At 43.4% G+C, this 20,191-nt stretch carries 18 protein-coding genes; 17 read left to right on the forward strand and 1 reads right to left on the reverse strand.

What is annotated here, in order from left to right:
- Positions 1–107: 107 nt before the first annotated feature.
- The 8 genes from HII16_RS06345 (at position 108) to der (ending at position 9,783) form a co-directional block, all read left to right on the forward strand.
- Complete coding sequence (locus HII16_RS06345) at positions 108–1,238, forward strand: bifunctional tRNA (adenosine(37)-C2)-methyltransferase TrmG/ribosomal RNA large subunit methyltransferase RlmN (RefSeq protein ID WP_169128468.1); 1,131 nt, start codon at positions 108–110, stop codon at positions 1,236–1,238.
- Positions 1,239–1,312: 74 nt separating this feature from the next.
- On the forward strand, positions 1,313–2,725 hold the full coding sequence (pilW, locus tag HII16_RS06350) for a type IV pilus biogenesis/stability protein PilW (RefSeq protein ID WP_169128470.1): 1,413 nt from the start codon (positions 1,313–1,315) through the stop codon (positions 2,723–2,725).
- A gap of 4 nt (positions 2,726–2,729) precedes the next feature.
- Entirely contained in the window at positions 2,730–3,695 is a 966-nt protein-coding gene (locus HII16_RS06355; RefSeq protein ID WP_169128472.1) for a RodZ domain-containing protein, read from the forward strand.
- 106 nt (positions 3,696–3,801) lie between these two features.
- On the forward strand, positions 3,802–4,917 hold the full coding sequence (gene ispG / locus HII16_RS06360; protein ID WP_169128474.1) for a flavodoxin-dependent (E)-4-hydroxy-3-methylbut-2-enyl-diphosphate synthase: 1,116 nt from the start codon (positions 3,802–3,804) through the stop codon (positions 4,915–4,917).
- Between the two features lie 93 nt (positions 4,918–5,010).
- The gene (gene hisS / locus HII16_RS06365; RefSeq protein WP_169128476.1) at positions 5,011–6,285 is read left to right on the forward strand and encodes a histidine--tRNA ligase; all 1,275 of its coding nucleotides are present in this window, start codon (positions 5,011–5,013) and stop codon (positions 6,283–6,285) included.
- Positions 6,286–6,296: 11 nt separating this feature from the next.
- A complete protein-coding gene (locus HII16_RS06370; protein ID WP_135439247.1) occupies positions 6,297–6,929 on the forward strand; it encodes a tetratricopeptide repeat protein in 633 nt (210 codons plus the stop codon).
- Positions 6,930–6,941: 12 nt separating this feature from the next.
- Complete coding sequence (gene bamB / locus HII16_RS06375) at positions 6,942–8,153, forward strand: outer membrane protein assembly factor BamB (protein ID WP_348981394.1); 1,212 nt, start codon at positions 6,942–6,944, stop codon at positions 8,151–8,153.
- Positions 8,154–8,292: 139 nt separating this feature from the next.
- Positions 8,293–9,783, forward strand: coding sequence for a ribosome biogenesis GTPase Der (der, locus tag HII16_RS06380; RefSeq protein WP_135439249.1), 1,491 nt, complete (start codon positions 8,293–8,295; stop codon positions 9,781–9,783).
- A gap of 97 nt (positions 9,784–9,880) precedes the next feature.
- On the opposite strand, the gene tolC is transcribed toward der, so the two are convergent.
- Positions 9,881–11,221, reverse strand: a complete 1,341-nt coding sequence (tolC, locus tag HII16_RS06385; protein WP_169128480.1) for an outer membrane channel protein TolC — start codon at positions 11,219–11,221, stop codon at positions 9,881–9,883.
- 158 nt (positions 11,222–11,379) lie between these two features.
- Between tolC and HII16_RS06390 the strand changes: the two genes are divergently transcribed.
- The 9 genes from HII16_RS06390 (at position 11,380) to parC (ending at position 20,121) form a co-directional block, all read left to right on the forward strand.
- Positions 11,380–12,000, forward strand: coding sequence for an NUDIX domain-containing protein (locus HII16_RS06390; protein WP_169128482.1), 621 nt, complete (start codon positions 11,380–11,382; stop codon positions 11,998–12,000).
- A 39-nt stretch (positions 12,001–12,039) separates the two neighbouring features.
- Positions 12,040–12,489 (forward strand): DUF1249 domain-containing protein, encoded by a 450-nt coding sequence (locus tag HII16_RS06395; protein ID WP_135439252.1) that lies wholly within the window; start codon positions 12,040–12,042, stop codon positions 12,487–12,489.
- 15 nt (positions 12,490–12,504) lie between these two features.
- Entirely contained in the window at positions 12,505–13,251 is a 747-nt protein-coding gene (locus tag HII16_RS06400; RefSeq protein WP_169128484.1) for a metallophosphoesterase, read from the forward strand.
- A 5-nt stretch (positions 13,252–13,256) separates the two neighbouring features.
- Positions 13,257–13,853: a YqiA/YcfP family alpha/beta fold hydrolase gene (locus HII16_RS06405; RefSeq protein ID WP_211183421.1), complete on the forward strand. Its 597-nt coding sequence runs from the start codon at positions 13,257–13,259 to the stop codon at positions 13,851–13,853.
- A gap of 88 nt (positions 13,854–13,941) precedes the next feature.
- Complete coding sequence (gene parE, locus HII16_RS06410) at positions 13,942–15,831, forward strand: DNA topoisomerase IV subunit B (protein WP_135439255.1); 1,890 nt, start codon at positions 13,942–13,944, stop codon at positions 15,829–15,831.
- A gap of 195 nt (positions 15,832–16,026) precedes the next feature.
- Positions 16,027–16,578, forward strand: coding sequence for a YSC84-related protein (locus HII16_RS06415; protein ID WP_169128488.1), 552 nt, complete (start codon positions 16,027–16,029; stop codon positions 16,576–16,578).
- Between the two features lie 155 nt (positions 16,579–16,733).
- Entirely contained in the window at positions 16,734–17,267 is a 534-nt protein-coding gene (locus HII16_RS06420) for a hypothetical protein (protein WP_169128490.1), read from the forward strand.
- A gap of 41 nt (positions 17,268–17,308) precedes the next feature.
- Positions 17,309–17,728 carry a VOC family protein gene (locus HII16_RS06425; protein ID WP_169128492.1) on the forward strand — a complete coding sequence of 140 codons (420 nt, stop codon included), beginning with the start codon at positions 17,309–17,311 and terminating at the stop codon, positions 17,726–17,728.
- A gap of 134 nt (positions 17,729–17,862) precedes the next feature.
- A complete protein-coding gene (gene parC, locus HII16_RS06430; protein WP_169128494.1) occupies positions 17,863–20,121 on the forward strand; it encodes a DNA topoisomerase IV subunit A in 2,259 nt (752 codons plus the stop codon).
- Positions 20,122–20,191 lie beyond the last annotated feature (70 nt).

Below are 20,191 nucleotides of genomic sequence, written 5' to 3' on the forward strand. Positions count from 1 at the left end.
TCGACTGGCAATACAGTCCATTAACAAATTCATAACAATGTAAAATTGTTTAGGTTGTCTAAAAAATGTACAATCTGTCCCCGTGTAAATGAAAGTGAGCCAATTTAATGACTGACACTGCTGTAAAAAAGGTAAACCTGCTGGATTTTGATCATCAGATGATGCGCGAATATTTTGCCTCGATAGGCGAAAAACCATTCCGTGCCGATCAATTGATGAAGTGGATTTATCATTTTGGTTACGATGACTTTGAAAAAATGACCAATCTAAATAAGGCATTGCGTCAAAAGTTAGCTCGCTTGACTGAAATTAAAGCACCAGAAATTTCAGAAAAACAAGTGTCAAATGATGGCACCATTAAATACGCCATTAAGCTTGAAGGTGGTCAAGAAGTCGAAACGGTGTGGATCCCAGAAAACGGTCGCGCGACGCTGTGTGTTTCATCGCAAGTTGGTTGTGCATTAGAATGTACCTTCTGCTCAACCGCGCAACAAGGCTTTAATCGTAACTTATCGGTGTCTGAAATCATCGGTCAGGTATGGCGTGTTGCCAATGATATTGGCGCGACTCGTATTGCTGGTACTCGTCCTATCACCAACATCGTTATGATGGGCATGGGTGAACCTTTATTGAACATGAAAAACCTGATCCCAGCTTTGAAAACCTTTTTAGATGATTTGGGCTATGGTTTATCAAAACGTCGTGTAACGGTATCGACCTCTGGTGTGGTCCCTGCGTTAGATATGCTTAAGAAAGAGGTCGATTGTGCCTTGGCTATTTCAGTACATGCCCCAGATAACACGTTGCGTGACGAATTAGTGCCAATCAATAAAAAGTACCCATTGGAAGAATTCTTAGCCGCGAGTCGTCGTTATATAGACGGTTCAAAGGCTAATAAACAGGTGACTATTGAGTATGTCATGCTCGATCATATTAACGATTCGACCGATCAGGCGCACGATTTAGCAAAAGCATTAGAAGGTACGCCAAGTAAAATCAATTTAATTCCGTTCAATCCATATCCTGGATCACCATACGGTCGTTCAAGCAATTCGCGCATAGATCGTTTTGATAAAGTCCTGCAAAGTTATGGTCTTACTGTTATTACTCGTCGTACCCGAGGTGACGATATAGATGCCGCTTGTGGACAACTGGCAGGCGATATCAAGGACAGAACCAAGCGGGCCCTGAAGAAACAACTTAAAGACAGCGAAGAAATTTCAGTTAAAGTGGTGTAATTTGTCGTCAGGCAAGGTAATCTAGACAGTTAGATTACCTTGTTGGCAATAATAACAAACATAGAGCTGAAGATATGAGCAAACGTCTACACTCGGCAGGGCAAGTGGCCCTCACCTTGTTATCACTTTCTGTATTTACCGGTCTTGGCGGCTGTGTTACCCAAAACTTCGCCGATGATACCCCTGTCGTTGAAAAAGATTATAGTGATGATCAACTGGCAAAAACCCGTATTTCCCTTGCGCTTGGCTATTTGGATATGGGCAATACTGCTCAGGCAAAATACAATCTTGAAAAAGCCCGTCAGTTTTCCCCTGATTTAGTCGATGTGTATACTGCATTTGCGCATTACTATGAAACCGTAGGTGAGTATGAGCAAACTGAAGAATCGTATTTGACCGCACTGGAACTCGCGGAAGATGACGCAGATACGCTTAATAACTTTGGTGTGTTTTTATGTCGCCGCGGTCGTGTTGAAGAAGCGGAAGTCTACTTTAAACAAGCCATTCGTGTGCCAACCTATATTCGTGTCTCGGAAACCTATGAAAATATCGCGTTATGTTATTTGAAAGAGCCTGAGTTTGATAAGGCTGAAGATGCATTGCGTCGTAGTATTTTGCACAGCCCGAATAGTGCGTCGAGTTTAATGCAAATGGCGCAGTTGCAATACGCGAAAAAAGATTATGAACAAGCAGCAAATTTTTTAAGTCGCTTTGAGTTGGCTACTCGCCGATTCACGCCTCAGGCGATAGCGTTAAGCTTTAAGGTGCAAAAGAATCTTGGTAATGACGAAATTGCCAATAACTATGCCACTATGTTGCTTAATATGTTTCCAGAATCGGTGGAATCAAAACAATATTTAGACAACGAATTAAGTCATATTAGTGCTGATGATATGGCCAAGGACTATAAAAAATATAAGTTGCTTAAATCTGGCGCCAAAGTAAACAAAAAGCCGATTGTGGTAGTCAATAAAAACAAACAGCAGCAATTGCCATCTGATGGTTTGAGGACCGAAAAGCCGAAAGTCGACTTTAGCAATAATAAACTGGTTGATGATGCAACAATTGCCAAACAGACGGGGCAAAGCATTGATAATAACAGTTTGGTCGCAAGCCAGGCGAATCAAGCGCAAACGACAGCGCCGGTAACCGGAGCGAAAGCAAAAGCCAATAATAACGCGCAGTTAGCGCAAAGTAGTGGTGCAACGGCAGCGGTGACAACACCACAACCTGTAAGCAAACCGGTTACGCAAGCAGCAACTCCGGCGGTTACGCCGCCAATACCTGCTGCCACAATGCCGGCAAAACCTGTTAAAATACGGGTTGCGGACATGGCAAGCCCGGTCCACGTGGTGCAAAAAGGTGATAACCTTTACCAAATTTCGATAAAATACAACATTACCATCTCCACCCTGCGTCGTTGGAACAATTTGACCAACGAAGAGATCCAACTAGGGCAGGTGCTTAGATTAACGAAACCAGAATAGAATTATGAGTGAACAAGCGGACAACATCGAACAACAGGGTGTTGACAAAATAGGTCCTGGCGCCATGCTGCGTCAGGCACGAGAGTTAATGCAGTTATCTCAGGAAGAAATCGGTGATCAACTGAACCTGAGAGTAAGCCTGTTGCAAGAAATAGAATCAGATCAATATTCAGGTAAGACGCCGAAAACATTTATTCGCGGTTACATCCGGAACTACGCGAAATTAGTCAATCTTGATGATAATGACATAGTCGCTCGTTTTGACCGTGTTGATCATGGTTTACAAGGTACTGGCGACATGAAAAGCTTCTCGCAAAGTACTCGTAAAAAGGCCGAGAATAATCGCTTGATGTTGGTTATCTATTTATTGATCTTCAGCATGTTTGTATTGACCATCGTTTGGTGGTGGCAGCAAACTTCAAGCACCACGGCACTGTCATTGGCACCAGAGTTAAATACGGTAACCGTCGCCACACAAAGTGACGATGCACAGCGAACAAGCGAGCCTGCGATAAAACAAACCATTGTTGAAAGCAACGAAAGCGCCGATGCAGAGCCTGTAAGCCAAGAGGTTGCCGCACAGCCAGACGAGATCGAAACCCAAGATCGAGTATTCGAAAGGCATATGCAACAATCGCAAGCAGAGCCTGAAGCGCCTGTAGAAACCGTTGCTAGCCAACAACCAGAGGCTGCACAACCGGTTGCTAATGATGCACCTGAATCAAATTTACAATTCACCTTTAAAGGCGATTGTTGGGTCAATATATTTGACGCCAATGGTAAGCGACTGGCTTGGGGTGTAAAGAAAGCCGGTTATGTGATGAACTTAAACGGTCAGGCACCGTTTAAAATCACTTTAGGCAAGCCAGAATTGGTTGAGCTAAGCTACAACCAAGAGTCGGTCGATTTAAGTGGCTACCAAATAGGTCAAATTGCCAAATTTAATTTGCCTACAGCACAAATGCCATAGCCAATAAATGGGCCGATTATCAATCGATATCAAAGAAAATCAATGGCCGCCGTGTTAAACTATGGCGGCCTTTTTAAATTAATGCCGAAGTGACAAGTAAGTAATTATGTTTAGTGAATCTCCTATTAAACGCCGTAAGTCAAAACAAATTATGGTTGGTGATGTCGCCGTCGGTGGTGATGCGCCTATTTCTGTGCAATCGATGACCAACACCAAGACTACCGATGTTGATGCGACGGTGGCACAAATTCGTGCACTGGAAAATGTCGGTGCCGATATTGTCCGAGTCAGTGTGCCGACTATGGATGCCGCAGAAGCGTTTAAATTGATTAAACAACAGGTCAAAGTGCCTTTAGTCGCCGATATACACTTTGATTATCGCATCGCCCTTAAAGTGGCAGAGTATGGTGTTGATTGTTTGCGCATTAACCCAGGTAACATTGGTAAAGAAGACCGAATTCGCCAAGTGGTTGATGCCGCTCGCGATAAAAATATTCCAATTCGTATTGGTGTCAATGGTGGCTCGTTAGAACGTGACTTACAAGAAAAGTACGGTGAACCGACGCCAGAAGCTCTGGTTGAATCGGCAATGCGCCACGTTGATATCCTAGATCGACTTAACTTCGATCAATTTAAGGTCAGTGTGAAAGCCTCGGATGCTTTTTTAGCGGTCGGTGCCTATCGTTTGCTGGCGAAACAAATCGACAATCCATTGCATTTGGGTATCACCGAAGCCGGTGGTTTCCGCTCCGGTGCGGTAAAATCGGCGGTTGGCATGGGCATGCTGTTAGCGGAAGGTATTGGTGATACTTTGCGTGTCTCGTTAGCGGCAGATCCGGTTGAAGAGATTAAAGTTGGCTTTGATATTCTAAAATCGTTGCGTTTGAGAAGCCGTGGTATCAATTTTATCGCCTGTCCAAGCTGCTCACGTCAGGAATTCGATGTCATCTCTACCGTCAATGCGCTAGAGGAACGTTTGGAAGATATTATCACGCCTATGGATGTGTCTATTATCGGCTGTGTTGTTAACGGCCCTGGGGAAGCGACAATTTCTGATTTAGGCTTAACCGGTAGTGCGAAAAAGTCGGGTTTTTACGTCGATGGCGAACGCCAAAGAGAGCGAATTGACAACCTTGATATTGTTGATCAGCTTGAACGTAAAATTCGTGCCAAAGCACAAATGATGGATAGCAATAATCGAATCGACATAAAACAATCCTGATCACGCTGTTTTTAGGGGATTTTGTTGTAAGATTGAGCAAAAATCCCCTATAATGCCAGCCTTTATTTTAAACACTTTGAAGAGACAATTTTTGTGAGCAAAGCGATTCAGGCAATTCGCGGCATGAACGACTGTTTGCCAGGTGAAACCAATAAGTGGCAAATGGTAGAAGACGTGTTGCGTCGAGTAGCCAGCAATTATGGATATGCAGAAATACGCATGCCGATTGTTGAGTCTACCAATCTTTTTAAACGCAGTATTGGTGAAGTGACCGATATCGTTGAAAAAGAAATGTATACCTTTGACGACAGAAACGGTGATAGCTTAACCTTGCGTCCAGAAGGAACGGCAAGTTGTGTGCGTGCCGGTAATCAGCATGGTTTGTTATACAACCAAGAACAACGTCTATGGTATATGGGACCAATGTTCCGCCATGAGCGCCCACAAAAAGGTCGTTATCGTCAATTCCATCAATTTGGTATTGAAAGCTTTGGTATCAGCACCGCTGATATCGACGCCGAAGTTATTTTACTTAGTGCTCGTTTATGGCGGGAACTTGGTATCAGTGAGTTTGTCACACTAGAGTTGAATTCATTAGGCTCTAATGAGGCGCGTGCTCAATATCGAGATGCATTGATTGCATTTTTAGAGCAACATCAAGATATTCTTGATGAAGACAGCAAACGTCGTATGTATTCTAACCCGTTACGGGTGTTGGATTCTAAGAACCCTGACGTGCAAGCATTGTTAAAAGATGCACCAAGTTTATCAGAGCACCTTGATCCTGAATCAAAGCAGCATTTTGATGAATTGTGTAAACGTTTAGATGCAGCTGGAGTGAGTTATCGTATCAACGAGCGTTTGGTTCGTGGCTTAGATTATTATAATCGCACTGTGTTTGAATGGGTCACTGACAGTCTGGGCGCACAAGGCACGGTATGTGCTGGTGGTCGCTATGACGGTTTGGTGGAACAACTCGGTGGTAAAGGTACACCAGGTGTTGGTTTTGCTTTAGGCATCGAACGTTTGGTTCTTATGTTGACTGAACTTGAAAAGCTCGGCAATATTCGTTCATCGGTAGATGCTTACATCGTTATGGCTGGTGAGCAGGCAGAAATTACAGGTATCGCACTTGCAGAGCAATGGCGAGATCAAGTAAAAGATATACGTATTCAATGTCACTGTGGTGGTGGCAAATTTAATAAACAATTAAAACGCGCGGATAAGTCCGGTGCTCACGTTGCAATCATCTTAGGTGACAGTGAAATTGAGCAGCAACAGGCAACAATCAAATATTTGCGTGAGAAAAAAGAGCAACAAACGGTACCGTTCGATGGTGTCGCTAAATTGCTTGAAGAATTAATTTAAAGGGTAGTGTTGTGGAAGCATTTCAAACTGAAGAACAACAAGTTGAAGCGATAAAGTCGTTTTGGCAAGAAAATGGTAACTCGTTAATTGCTGGTCTAGTACTAGGGTTAGGCGGGTTTATTGGCTGGAACTATTATCAGGACAGCCAGCTGGAGTCGCAGTATGTAGCCTCTTATGAGTATCAGCAAACTATGGAGTCGTTTGCGAGCAAAGAACAAGACTTTCGTAGTAATACTCAAGCTTTTATCGATGCCAACTCTGATAAAGTCTATGCCACGTTTGCTGCATTTGCGTTAGCGCAAGATGCTGTGCAATCAGAAGATTATGCTGAAGCAGAAAAGCAATTAAATGCAGCATTGGCGTTAACCGTAAGCGATGACTTAACAGCGATCGCCAACTTACGATTAGCTCGTGTACAAATTCAACAACAGCAGTTTGATGCGGCGTTACAAACGTTAGCAACGAGCTTCCCTGAGTCTTTTAAGGCAAATGTTGAAGAAACCAAAGGCGATGCGTACTTATTGCAAGACGATAAAGAACAAGCGCGCGCAGCGTACCAAGCCGCTGCCGATGCAGGTGGCTTGCAAGGCAACCCGACATTGCAAATGAAACTGGATGATCTGGCTGTTACTTTAGCCCAATAATTGGAGATCTCCGTGAGATTTTTTAATAAACGCCTAATAAGTGTTGTTCTGTTATCAAGCGCGTTATTCGCTTGTTCATCAGACGACGAAGAAGAAGAAGATAAGGTGGCAGAGCTAACCGAAATTGATGCATTGTTTGAGCCAGAAGTGGTTTGGGACGAAAGCATTGGTGACGGTGTGGCACATTACTTTTCTCGTCTAAAACCTGCCATTGGTTACGATAAAGTATTCGCTGCGAGCCGTTTTGGTGAAGCCTACGCGCTTGACCAAAAAACCGGTGATGAAATTTGGTCTGTTGACCTTTTCGACATTAACGATGAACTAGGCTTTTTTGATGATCCTATTTCTGCTCGTATCGCTGGCGGCGCGACGCTAGGTTATGACAAGGTGGTATGGGGCAGTGAAAACGGTGACGTTTTTGCCTTAGACGCCAACACAGGTGAGCTTGTTTGGCACGCTAAAGTGTCAGGTGAAGTCATTTCGAAGCCAATTTTTGAAAGCAACATGCTGATTGCCAACACCGGCTCTGGTGCCTTGATTGCACTTGACGCAAATACCGGCGAACAAGTTTGGAAAGCCGAGCAATCGGTGCCGCCATTAACGTTACGTGGTGTTAGTGGTGTTGTTGCCAGTTCTGGTGGTATTTTCCTTGGTCTAGCATCTGGTGAAGTTGGTGTTTATATCATTGAAAGTGGTCAGCAAGGTTGGGCAACCGAAATCGGTGAGCCAAGCGGTGCGACTGAATTACAACGTATTGTTGATGTTGACGTCACCCCGATCGTGGTGGGTGATAAAATTTACGCTATTTCTACGAATGGTAATTTAGCGGCAATTGACTTACGCAGTGGTCGTGAACTTTGGAAACGTAAATACTCGTCTTATCGTCAATTGACCATCAGCGGTAACCAAATTTTCGCAACCGATGTGCAAGGGCACGTTTATGCTATCGACCGCAATAGTGGTATGGAGCAATGGAGTAACCTGCTGTTGACCAATCGTCGTACAACCGGTGCGGTAAGCGTTGGTAAATACGTTGTGGTTGGCGACTTTGAAGGTTATTTGCATTGGTTTGATAAAACCGATGGCAGCATAGTTGCACGCCACGAAGTTGATTCAAGCGGTATCTATGTGACACCAACGGTTGTTGACGGCTTGCTTTATGTAATGAGTCGCGATGGTGACTTAGAGGTGGTTAAAACACCTGAACCAGCTGCAGCTGAATAAAATAATGTAAGGGCAATACGCCCTAAACTCGGCAAAAAATCGTCCGAGTTGCTAAAGTTATTAACGGTCCCATTATATAATGGGGCCGTTATTTGTTTCATTTTCCTCGTTTTTTTAACGAAGTACTATTGAGGTGGCCATGCTTCCTGTTGTTGCCCTAGTTGGGCGCCCTAATGTGGGTAAATCAACTTTGTTTAATCGTCTAACCCGCACACGAGATGCGTTGGTTGCTGACTTTCCTGGACTGACACGTGATAGACAATACGGTCAAGCCGAAGTGGACGGTGAGCATTTTATTGTTATCGATACCGGTGGTATTGAGGGCAATGAGCAAGGTATTGATGCAAAAATGGCGGAGCAATCTCTGCTGGCGATAGAAGAAGCCGATGCGGTGTTGTTTATGGTGGACGCTCGTGCTGGCCTAACATCAGCCGATGAAGCGATTGCCAATCATTTACGCAAGCAAAGCAAAAAGGTGTTTTTGGTTGCCAATAAAATCGACGGTATCGATGCAGATTCTGCTATTGCTGAGTTTTACTCTCTTGGCCTTGGTGAGACGGTACATCAGATCGCCGCGGCACATAACCGTGGTGTTACCCAACTTATGTATGTTGCACTCGCACCGCATGTTGAAGCGTTTGCTCGCAGTGTCAATGAGATTGATGAAGACGATAGCCTTTACGAAGGCGACGATGATGTTGTCGAGCTGGCAGAAGGTGAAGAGTTTGATGATAGCGATGAAATCGCTGCCGATGATAATATCAAACTCGCCATCATAGGTAAGCCAAATGTTGGTAAGTCGACATTAACCAATCGTATTCTCGGTGAAGAACGCGTTGTGGTTTATGATATGCCTGGCACTACCCGTGACAGTGTGTACATCCCTATGGAGCGTAACGAGCGTGAATATACGCTTATCGATACCGCCGGTATTCGTCGTCGTAAGAATATGCACGAAGCGGTGGAAAAGTTTTCGGTAATTAAAACCTTAAAAGCCATTGAAGATGCCAACGTGGTGTTATTGGTTATGGATGCCCGTGAAGGCATTACTGATCAGGATTTGAGCTTACTGGGCTTCGTGTTAAATTCAGGTCGCTCTTTGGTGTTGGTTGTTAATAAGTGGGATGGCTTAGATAACGACGTTAAAGATCGCATTAAATCTGAAATTGACCGCCGTTTAGGCTTTATCGATTTTGCTCGATTGCATTTTATTTCAGCATTACATGGTACTGGTGTCGGTCATATCTTTGAGTCGGTTGAAGAAGCGTTTGATTCTGCAACCAGACGTACCTCGACGGCAATGCTGACCAAAGTTCTTGATATGGCAGTGTTTGATCATCAACCACCATTGGTGAACGGACGTCGCATTAAGCTTAAATACGCTCACGCTGGTGGCTATAACCCACCATTGATTGTTATTCATGGTAATCAAGTGAATCAATTACCAGCGTCTTATAAACGTTATTTGATTAACTATTTCCGCAAGTCGTTGAAGATAATGGGTACGCCAATCAAAGTCGACTTTAGAGGCACAATGAACCCATTTGCTAACAAACGTAAGCTAACTTACACAGAGCAAAAGAAACGAGCCCGAGCGACTCAGGGTTGGAATCTAGATAAAGACAAGTAAGCGCTCATATAGGCACATAAGACTATTAAAAAAGGCGACCTAAGGTCGCCTTTTTATTTATCGTGTTCGCCTCAAATAGAGAGCCGCGATAACTAGCCTACGGAGTTTGTGGCTGTGTTGGCGCGGTCAAGCCCTGATTGATGGCTGATATATCGGCTTCGGATACCGTACCTGCAGCTTCTTTCAAACGCAGCATATTAACGATATATGCGTAACGTGTTGTTGAAAGCTGACGCTTGGCATTATACAAGTTACGGGTACTTTCCAAGACATCAACGATGGTACGAGTACCAACTTCAAAGCCTGCTTCGGTCGCTTTTAATGCACTCTCTGCAGAGATAACCGATTGCTCTAGGGCTTTAACACCTGAGATAGTGGCATTGATGGTGTTATAGGCATTTCGTGATTCACGAATAATCGAACGATAAATCAATTCCATATCTTGGCTAGCAACAACGTAATTTTGTTGCGCTTCACGTACCTGTGAACTGGTATTGCCACCAGAGTATATCGGCACATTCAATTGCAAACCAATCACTTGTGTATCGTCTTCTTGGCCATCAATATCTAAGAAGTCATCATCGGTGTCGGTGGCAGATAAGCTACCAAATAAGCTCAGCGTAGGTAAATGACCTGAACTGGCTAAATCGATGCTTTCTTTAGCAATATCCAAGTTCACTTTTTGACCTAGCAATTGTAAATTTTTCGCTTCAGCCAATTTTTGCCATTCGTCAGCATTGCTCGGCGTTGGCGAGTAAGGGCTGAATCGCTCGGTATTCAATACACTTAGGTCACGTGGGTATACACCGGTAATTTCGCGCAGTAATTCTTCTGCAGTATAGACTTGGTTTTCTGCGGCAATTTCATCGGCTACTGCGGTATCAAATTGTGCTTGTGCTTCATGAACATCGGTAATCGCGGTCAAGCCAACGGAGAATCGTTGCTTGGTTTGCTCTAATTGACGTTCGATAGCGGCTTTTTCTGCACGAGCAAATTCTAGGCCATCATAAGCGGCGAGAACGTTAAAGTATGCTTCGGTGACACGTGTGATCAATTGTTGTTTTACAAACTGATAATTAATGTCAAAACGATGCGCGTTCTTCTCGGCAATATCTAGACTCAACCAACTGTTGTGATGATACAGCTGCATATTAAGTTGCAATGCAAGCTCAGTGGTTTCTGGCTCTAGGAAATCTTGGTCATCACGTTCTACTTCAGTTTGTGAGTAGGTGGCGGTGGCATTCAATTGAGGCAGCAAAACAGAGCGAGCCTGCTCAATAGTCTCTTGCGAGGCGTTAAATTGAGCTTGTGCACGAAGTACAGTTGGATCGTTATCTAGCGCTAATTGATAAATTTGTTGTAGGTCTTGCGCGTTAGTAAGTGAACTGAAACCAGCCAATACTAAACCCGCAACAACAGAATTTAATTTTTTTATCATGAGTTTACTTTCCCTTAATTTACCAATGCTGATATTTTATTTGGTAATTGTATCGGTATTTAATGCTATGCTGAACAAAAATAGGGGTATCCAGCCTAGTTAAAGTGTAACAGAAAATTTCTCTAACACATTGTATTCGCTCAAAAGAATTACACAATATGAACAAAGTTTACAAAATCAACCAATTTAACTCTGACGATTATATTGTCGAAGGCCGCGATGTTATGTACCAGGGCTTTTTTCGCATTGATCAATATCAACTTAAGCATAAGTTATTTGCAGGTGGTGAAAGTGCGTTAATACGCCGTGAAGTGTTTGAGCGTGGTGATGCGGTTGTGTTAATTATCTTTGATAAAAAACAACGGCAAGTGTTAATGATTGAGCAATTTCGAGTCGGTGCAATCCGCAGTCAAGATAATCCATGGTTGCTTGAATTTGTTGCTGGCATGTTTGATCAAGGCGAACAACCAATTGATGTCGCCATTCGCGAAGCTAAAGAAGAGGCCAATATTGACATTTCGGCTGACGATTGTCATTTTGTTTGCGAATTTCTGCCGAGCCCAGGTGGTACCTCTGAAAAAATTTATATGTATGTTGCTTATACAGACTTATCAGCCTATCAAGATGGTCAAAGCCATGGCCTTGCTGATGAACATGAAGATATTATGGTGCATAAGCTACCCTTAACTGAGGCGTTGGCGTTGCAAGCACAAGGCAAAGTAAATAACGCCTCCAGCATTATTGGCTTACAATGGTTGGCTCTGCAGTTTGGTGAATAACATTAACTGTCGTATTTAAAATGAAAACACAGGCTGTTTATGGCACGTTATCGTCCTGATATTAAAAACCTCATTAATTTAGCTGAAACCAGCTATATGATGCTTATTCGATTACTTGGTGGTATTGATGAGCAGGGGCAAGTGCGCGAATTTCATATAAGCGAGTCATTGTCTTATCGTATGTCGATATTGGAAAAAACTCGATATACGCAAATGGTTCAGTTTCAACAATTAATTAATGCCAAAGAATCCTTAGCAAGCAAGGTTTATTTGCCCAAGCCGGCAATGACAATCCGTGTTTATCATGATGCTCGTATTGTTGAAGTGGTCGAAAGTCAAAATATGCGACAAATCAAACCACGCTATGATTACCCGAATCAGCGCATGCACCAACCCGATGAAAAACGCCAGACATTGGTGTTTTTAGTTGAATGGCTACAGTTGTGTCTGCAACAAGGTAAAGCCAATGTCACTTTCACAACCAAGTAAAAGGACGCTGTGTTAATGCTAACAATGTCCGTCGCGCAAATCTCAGATTGCCACCTCTATGAAGATAAAAGTGCATTGCATTATGGCGCCAATGTGTTTGACAATTTACAACGTATTCTCGATGAGCTTGGTAAATTAGCGCATTTAGATGCCATCGTCTTTACCGGTGATCTAACCCAAGATCATAGTCTTGGCTCGTATCTATTGTTTAATCAATTAATAATTGATGCCAAGCTATCATGTCCATTGTATGTATTGGCGGGTAATCATGATGATGAGCACGTCATGGCTACGACGTTAACGGCGTCAACGATAAATCATAAAAAACATATTGAGCACGACAACTGGCAGTTATTGCTAACGCGCAGCAAAAGCGAAACGCCGGCAGGTTTTGTCGATAGCCATCATTTACAGCAATTAGCAAATGTTGCTGATAGGGTAGAGCATACGTTGTTATTTATGCATCATCATCCAGTTGATGTGGGGTATTTTATCGACCGTCATGGCCTTAATAATCAAGCTGACTTTTGGCAAGCCGTTGAGGCAAACCAAAGCATAAGAGCTGTTGCTTGTGGTCATATTCATCGCGGCCAGACATACCAAGGCCCTAAAAATATGCATGTGTATGCTTGCCCGGCAACATCGATTCAATTTGATCCAGACTTTGATGGCGTAAAGGCTTTACCGCAAGGCGCAGGCTATCGACAGTTTATGTTGCATCATGATGGCACTATTACCACGACTCTGGTCTATCTGGATTGATGCGCATGCAACGATTGCTAATTATTCATGGTTTTAATAGCTCTCCGGGCTCGATGAAAGCGCAGTTAACTATGGCGTATTTCGACAAACACTTTCCCCAGATTAAAGTGCATGCGCCGCAATTAAAATCGTCGCCGTTACAAGCGTTACAGCAATTACAGGACATCATTGCATCCCAACCAAATGCACACTGGTATATTACCGGTTCATCATTAGGTGGCTTTTTTGCTACCTACTTGAGTGAGCAATATGGCCACAAAGCGGTGTTAATAAACCCAGCGGTTAGGCCGTTTGAGCTGCTGCAAGATGTGATTGGTGAACAAACCAATCCTTATACCAATGAAACCTATCATGTGTTGCCGCAGCATATGCAACAATTGCAAGATATGTATCAAAATCGCATCGACGCTAACAATTATATGGTAATGGTACAAACTGGCGATGAGGTATTGGATTACCGTCAAGCCGTAGAAAAGTACCAGCACAGCCACTTAATTGTGCAGCAAGGAGGCGACCATAGTTTTATCGACTTTGAAAAAATGCTGCCTGTTATTGTTAAATTCTTCCAATTAGAGAATAATGGGCATAGCGAGAGGGCGTAAATCTGATTTATTTTCAGTGTTTAACAACACGCCCCCTGTCATCAAAACGATAAAAACAATAATTCAACTTCTTTCACGATAGACGTTTATGACTGATCAATATAATTCTGAAGCCATTGAAGTATTAAGTGGTCTCGATCCGGTACGCAGACGACCGGGTATGTACACTGACACCATTCGCCCAAACCATTTGGGGCAAGAGGTTATCGACAACTCTGTCGATGAGGCTTTGGCCGGTCATGCCAGTAATATCCAAGTTATTTTACATGAAGATCAGTCACTTGAGGTTATTGATGACGGTCGAGGCATGCCCACTGATATCCACCCTGAAGAAGGGGTGCCTGGGGTTGAACTGATTTTCACTCGATTGCACGCCGGTGGTAAATTCTCAAATAAAAACTATCAATTTTCTGGTGGTTTGCATGGTGTCGGTATTTCTGTTGTCAATGCCTTGTCCAAACGAGTAGAAGTCATTGTTCGTCGTAATCAACAAGTGTTTGAAATGGCATTTGAGAATGGCGAAAAAGTCTCTGATCTCACCGTCACAGGTAGCGTAGGTAAACGAAATACGGGTTCACGAGTGCGATTTTGGCCCGATGGCGGCTATTTCGATTCACATAAGTTTTCAGTGGCTAAAATGGCACACATCCTTAAGGCCAAAGCTGTACTTTGTCCTGGTTTATCGATTAAGTTTCACGATAAAGTCGGTAATGAAAAGTATCAGTGGTGCTATGAAAACGGCCTAGAAGACTATCTAAAAGAAGCGGTAAATAAATTTACCAATCTTCCAGAAGAGCCATTCATTGGCAGTTTTTCATCACAGCATGAAGCCGTCGACTGGGCTGTAACTTGGTTACCAGATGGCGGTGATAATGTTGGTGAGAGCTATGTAAACCTTATCCCGACCATTCAAGGCGGTACCCATGTCAATGGTTTACGTCAGGGATTATTGGATTCCATGCGTGAGTTTTGTGAATTTAGAAACCTTATTCCTCGTGGCGTTAAACTGACGCCCGATGATGTTTGGGATAAGTGTTCTTATATCTTGTCGGTAAAAATTCAAGACCCACAATTTGCCGGACAGACCAAAGAGCGTTTGTCATCAAGGCAGTGTTCAGCGTTTGTGTCTGGTGTGGTCAAAGATTCATTCAGCTTATGGTTGAATGAGCATACTGAAATCGCAGAAGCCTTGGCTGAGTTTTGTATTTCCAATGCACAACGTCGTATGCGTGCCAGCAAAAAAGTGGTCCGTAAAAAGGTCACACAAGGTCCAGCCCTGCCAGGCAAGTTGACCGATTGTGGCTCACAAGAGCCTGAGCGCACCGAATTATTCTTAGTAGAGGGTGACTCTGCTGGTGGTAGTGCTAAACAGGCTCGAGACCGTGACTTTCAGGCGATCATGCCGCTGCGTGGTAAAATCCTAAACTCATGGGAAGTAGAATCAGGACAAATTCTTGCGTCACAGGAAATTCACGATATTTCCGTCGCCTTAGGAATCGATCCTGAGTCTGAAGATTTATCAAGCTTACGTTACGGTAAAATCTGTATCTTGGCGGATGCTGACTCTGATGGTTTGCATATCGCAACCTTACTTTGTGCATTGTTTATGCAGCACTTTTTGCCTTTAGTTCAAGCGGGTCATGTGCATGTAGCTATGCCACCGTTATATCGTATTGATGTCGGTAAAGAAGTATTTTACGCGCTTGATGAGCAGGAAAAAGACGGTGTGTTAGATCGCATAGAAGCGGAAAAACTGCGAGGCAAAGTCAACGTACAGCGCTTCAAAGGTCTGGGTGAAATGAACCCACTGCAACTTCGAGAGACCACCATGGATCCAAATACACGACGTTTGGTGCAGCTAACGGTAGATGAATTTGATACAACGATGGAACTTATGGATATGTTGTTATCGAAAAAACGTGCAGGTGACCGTAAAGAGTGGCTACAAGAAAAAGGTAATTTGGTTAACCTAACCTAATTATTCTTAATAAACCTTTCATATTGACATAGAAAACGCAGTCTTTACTGCGTTTTTTATTACCTTTTGTCCGGGTAACTGGTTGAATCTATGTTAATTTTTTATATCAGGCAATAACTTCAAAATCGCCCTGCAAATAAAAAATATTAGCCTATACTTGAGATAATTCTGTGCAAAAAACTAGAGATAGGTGTCATGAAAAAACTACTGATTGCAATGCTAAGTGTTGTCTTGGTTGCTTGTTCTGCAAGTGGCGATACCCCTGCGCAGCAACGCGCAACAATTGACAATATAAACAATGAAGTTCTTGCCAAAGTCGATAAAGAAAGCCCAGGCGCTGCTGCCAAAGCAAAATCAGCCGCTGGTGGTTATGCGACATTTACAAATGGTCAGGTTAACTTGATATTCTTCGCCGCAGGCAGTGGTTTTGGCGTCGCGACCAGCAGTGGTGGTAAGAAGACCTATATGGATATGTATGAAGGTGGCATTGGTTTAGGTTTAGGTGCAAAAGATTTTGATGTGTTATTTGTCTTTCACACGGCAGAAGCGTTCAATAATTTCGTTGAAAAAGGCTGGGCATTCGGTGCTGAAGCCGATGCTGCGGCAAAAGCGAACGATAAAGGCGGTCAAGCAAGCGGTGGTGTGACCATCGGTGACATCACTGTCTATCAAATGACTGAAGCTGGTTTGGCTCTGCAAGCGACGTTGAAAGGTACAAAATACTCGAAGAATGATGAATTGAATTAATTTGATTTAAACATTCTATTAGTTACTCCCGAAAAGCCCCCTGACTTGTCATCAGGGGCTTTTTTATGCGTGCAGTTTATTGTTACGCTGAGCGATAAAATTTCTACTATGCTAAGTAAATACCTATAAACACCATGTAAACTAATGAGCTAGACATGAAAAATAGCCTCATCTTTCGCAGCTTTTCGGTCATTATTATAATGTGCTTGCTCAGCTCGTGTAGCGCTAGCGTACCGGCGACTCATGTGCGCGCTGAAATCCTAAGCTTGCGTGATCAAACCATTGCCGACATTAGCGAATACGATCATAGCTTTGCCGCATCCATCAAGCGTCAAGCTGGCTATGCAGTGTTTGGCCTTGCCGCAAACGACAAACTACCGTTTCCAAGCGATATGGCTGTTGGCGTATTACGAAATCAGCAAAACAGTGAAAATGTTTTTCTGCTCGCGCAAACACCATCATTAAATGATGTGAGCCAACGCTTACTGATTGTTTTTGACAGTCATAGCAACATGATGGCGTTCATTAGCCAAGCGAAAACATTTGATGACATCGATGACCTGCCAGAGCAACAAAATTATCAGTTTCAACCAGACATTATAAATGCTTATCTCGTTGCAGAAGATGGCAGTTATCAGCCAATTGCTCTCCAGCCAGGTCGCTATTGGCAAAATAATAATTTACACTAGTTTTTTCAATCACCACTCTCGCCACGAGCAATAAACTAGTCATGAATATCAGTGAATCTCAACAACAAGCAAAGACCCTGTGTCATATTTCTGTGGGTACCAACCAATTAACCCAAGCCAGTGAATTTTACGATGCGGTTTTAGCAACATTGAACATTCATCGAGTCACTGAGCACGAGCAATCTGTCGCCTATGGTAAAGGTTACCCTACCTTCTGGTTGCAAATTCCCTTTGATCAAGGTGTGGCAACGGTCGCTAATGGCTCACATATTGGTTTTATGGCAACCAGTAAACAACAAGTTGATGCCTTTTATCGAGTGGCGATAGATCATGGTGCGAGATGCAATGGCAAACCAGGACCGCGTCCTGAATACGGTATCCCATATTATGGTTGCTTTGTTGTGGATTTAGATGGACATCGCATCGAAGCCAGCTTTTGGGACGTAAATTATTCAAAATAGTGGTTAAAATCTTGTAAACCAGAAAAAACAGTTTTTAACTTGCTGTTTTTTCGATATTCTAGAAATCATAATAATAATCATATTTATACAGATACTTTGACGAGTTTTCGTCAGGATTCGGGACCCCATGTATTATGTCTGATGCAATCGAAATGAGTTTAGATGGCGTAGAGCAACTGCCATTAAGACGCTTTACCGAAGATGCTTACCTGAATTATTCCATGTACGTCATTATGGATCGTGCTTTGCCACACATTGGTGATGGTTTGAAGCCGGTACAACGTCGTATTGTTTATGCGATGAGTGAGCTTGGCTTAAATGCTGCGGCGAAATATAAAAAATCAGCCCGTACCGTCGGTGATGTGTTGGGTAAATTTCACCCTCATGGTGATTCAGCCTGTTATGAAGCTATGGTGTTAATGGCACAACCATTCTCTTATCGTTACCCTTTGGTTGATGGTCAAGGTAACTGGGGGGCGCCTGATGATCCTAAGTCATTCGCAGCGATGCGATATACCGAAGCCAAATTATCAAAATTTGCCGAAGTCTTATTATCTGAATTAGGCCAAGGTACGGTGGATTGGTTGCCAAACTTTGACGGCACCATGAAGGAGCCTAAAACCCTTCCAGCGCGTTTGCCGCATATTCTCTTAAACGGCATAACCGGTATCGCAGTTGGTATGGCGACCGATATTCCGCCGCATAATGTGCGTGAATTGGCCGATGCGTGTGTGCATTTAATTGAGCAACCTAAAGCTGAAATAAACGATTTATTGCAGTTCGTAAAGGCACCTGATTACCCAACTGATGCGGAAATCATTACCCCAAGCGAAGAGATTGCGAAGATTTATCAAACCGGTCGCGGCAGTATTAAAATGCGTGCCGTGTACGATATCGAGCAGGGCGACATTGTTATTAGTGCGTTGCCACATCAAGCTTCTGGCGCCAAAATTCTTGAGCAAATCGCGCAGCAAATGCAAGCCAAAAAATTACCTATGGTTGTCGATTTGCGCGATGAGTCAGACCATGAAAACCCGACTCGTTTGGTTGTCGTACCGCGCTCAAACCGAGTTGATGTTGAACAACTGATGGCGCATTTATTTGCCACCACAGATTTGGAAAAAAACTATCGCGTTAACTTAAACATGCTAGGTTTGGATAACCGTCCTGCGGTTAAGAACTTAAAGCAAATCTTGTCGGAATGGTTGGAGTTTAGACGTGAAACCATTCGTCGTCGCTTGCAGTACCGATTAGACAAAGTATTAGCGCGTTTACATATTTTAGATGGCTTATTGATTGCTTATCTAAACATTGATGAAGTCATTGCCATTATACGTGAATACGATGATGCCAAGGGTGAGTTAATGTCGCGCTATGGTTTGAGTAAAATTCAAGCCGACGCCATCCTCGAAATCAAGTTACGTCAACTTGCCAAACTTGAAGAAATTAAGATTCGCGGTGAGCAAGATGAGCTTGCTAAAGAACGCGAACACCTTGAAAAAATTCTTGGTTCAAAAGCACGCCTTAATACGCTCATGAAAAAAGAGATCTTAAAGGCGGCAGAAGACTATGGTGATGACCGACGCTGTATGCTGGTTGAACGTAGTGAAGCTAAAGCATTAAATGAAAAAGACTTGATGCCATCAGAGCCAGTGACGGTTGTGGTCTCTGAGAAAGGCTGGGCAAGGGCTGCAAAAGGCCATGATATCGATGCTGCTGCGTTAAGTTATAAAGCTGGTGACACTTACTTATGCAGTGCCAAAGGCCGCAGTAATAACCCGGCGGTGTTTATTGACTCATCTGGTCGAGCCTTTGCCACCGATGCGCATACCTTGCCATCGGCTCGCTCACAAGGCGAACCGTTAACCGGACGTTTTAATTTGAGCGCCGGTGAAACCTTTACCCAGGTGGTTATGGGTAACGACGAGCAAAAATTCTTACTGTCCTCTGATAGTGGATATGGCTTTATTGGCTCGTTCGCCGATATGGTGTCTCGCAATAAAAACGGCAAAGCCTTACTGAGCTTGCCACAAGGTGCCAAAGTCATCCCACCTTCTGTGGTTGAAAACATTGATGAGCAACTGTGTCTGTCGATCACCACTGAAGGACGCATGCTATTGTTTCCGTTGGCGGATTTACCACAACTAAGCAAAGGTAAAGGTAATAAGATCATTAATATTCCGTCGGCTCGCGCTAAGAGTCGTGAAGAGTTTGTGACAATATTGGCCGTGGTCGATAATGAACAACCGGTGACCTTATTCGCGGGTAAGCGCAAGCTAACCTTAAAACCTGCCGATTTAGAGCATTACCGAGGTGAAAGAGGTCGACGTGGTAACAAATTACCTCGTGGATTACAGCGCGTTGAACGAATAATTGTCGGCGTCGAAGACTGATAAAACACGTCAAGTGAATAAGGGCAGCGTCGCTGCCCTTTTTATTTTGTGCAGCGATTAATCACTAATT

The sequence above is a fragment of the Thalassotalea sp. Y01 genome, from assembly GCF_012932945.1.
GTDB lineage: Bacteria > Pseudomonadota > Gammaproteobacteria > Enterobacterales > Alteromonadaceae > Thalassotalea_A.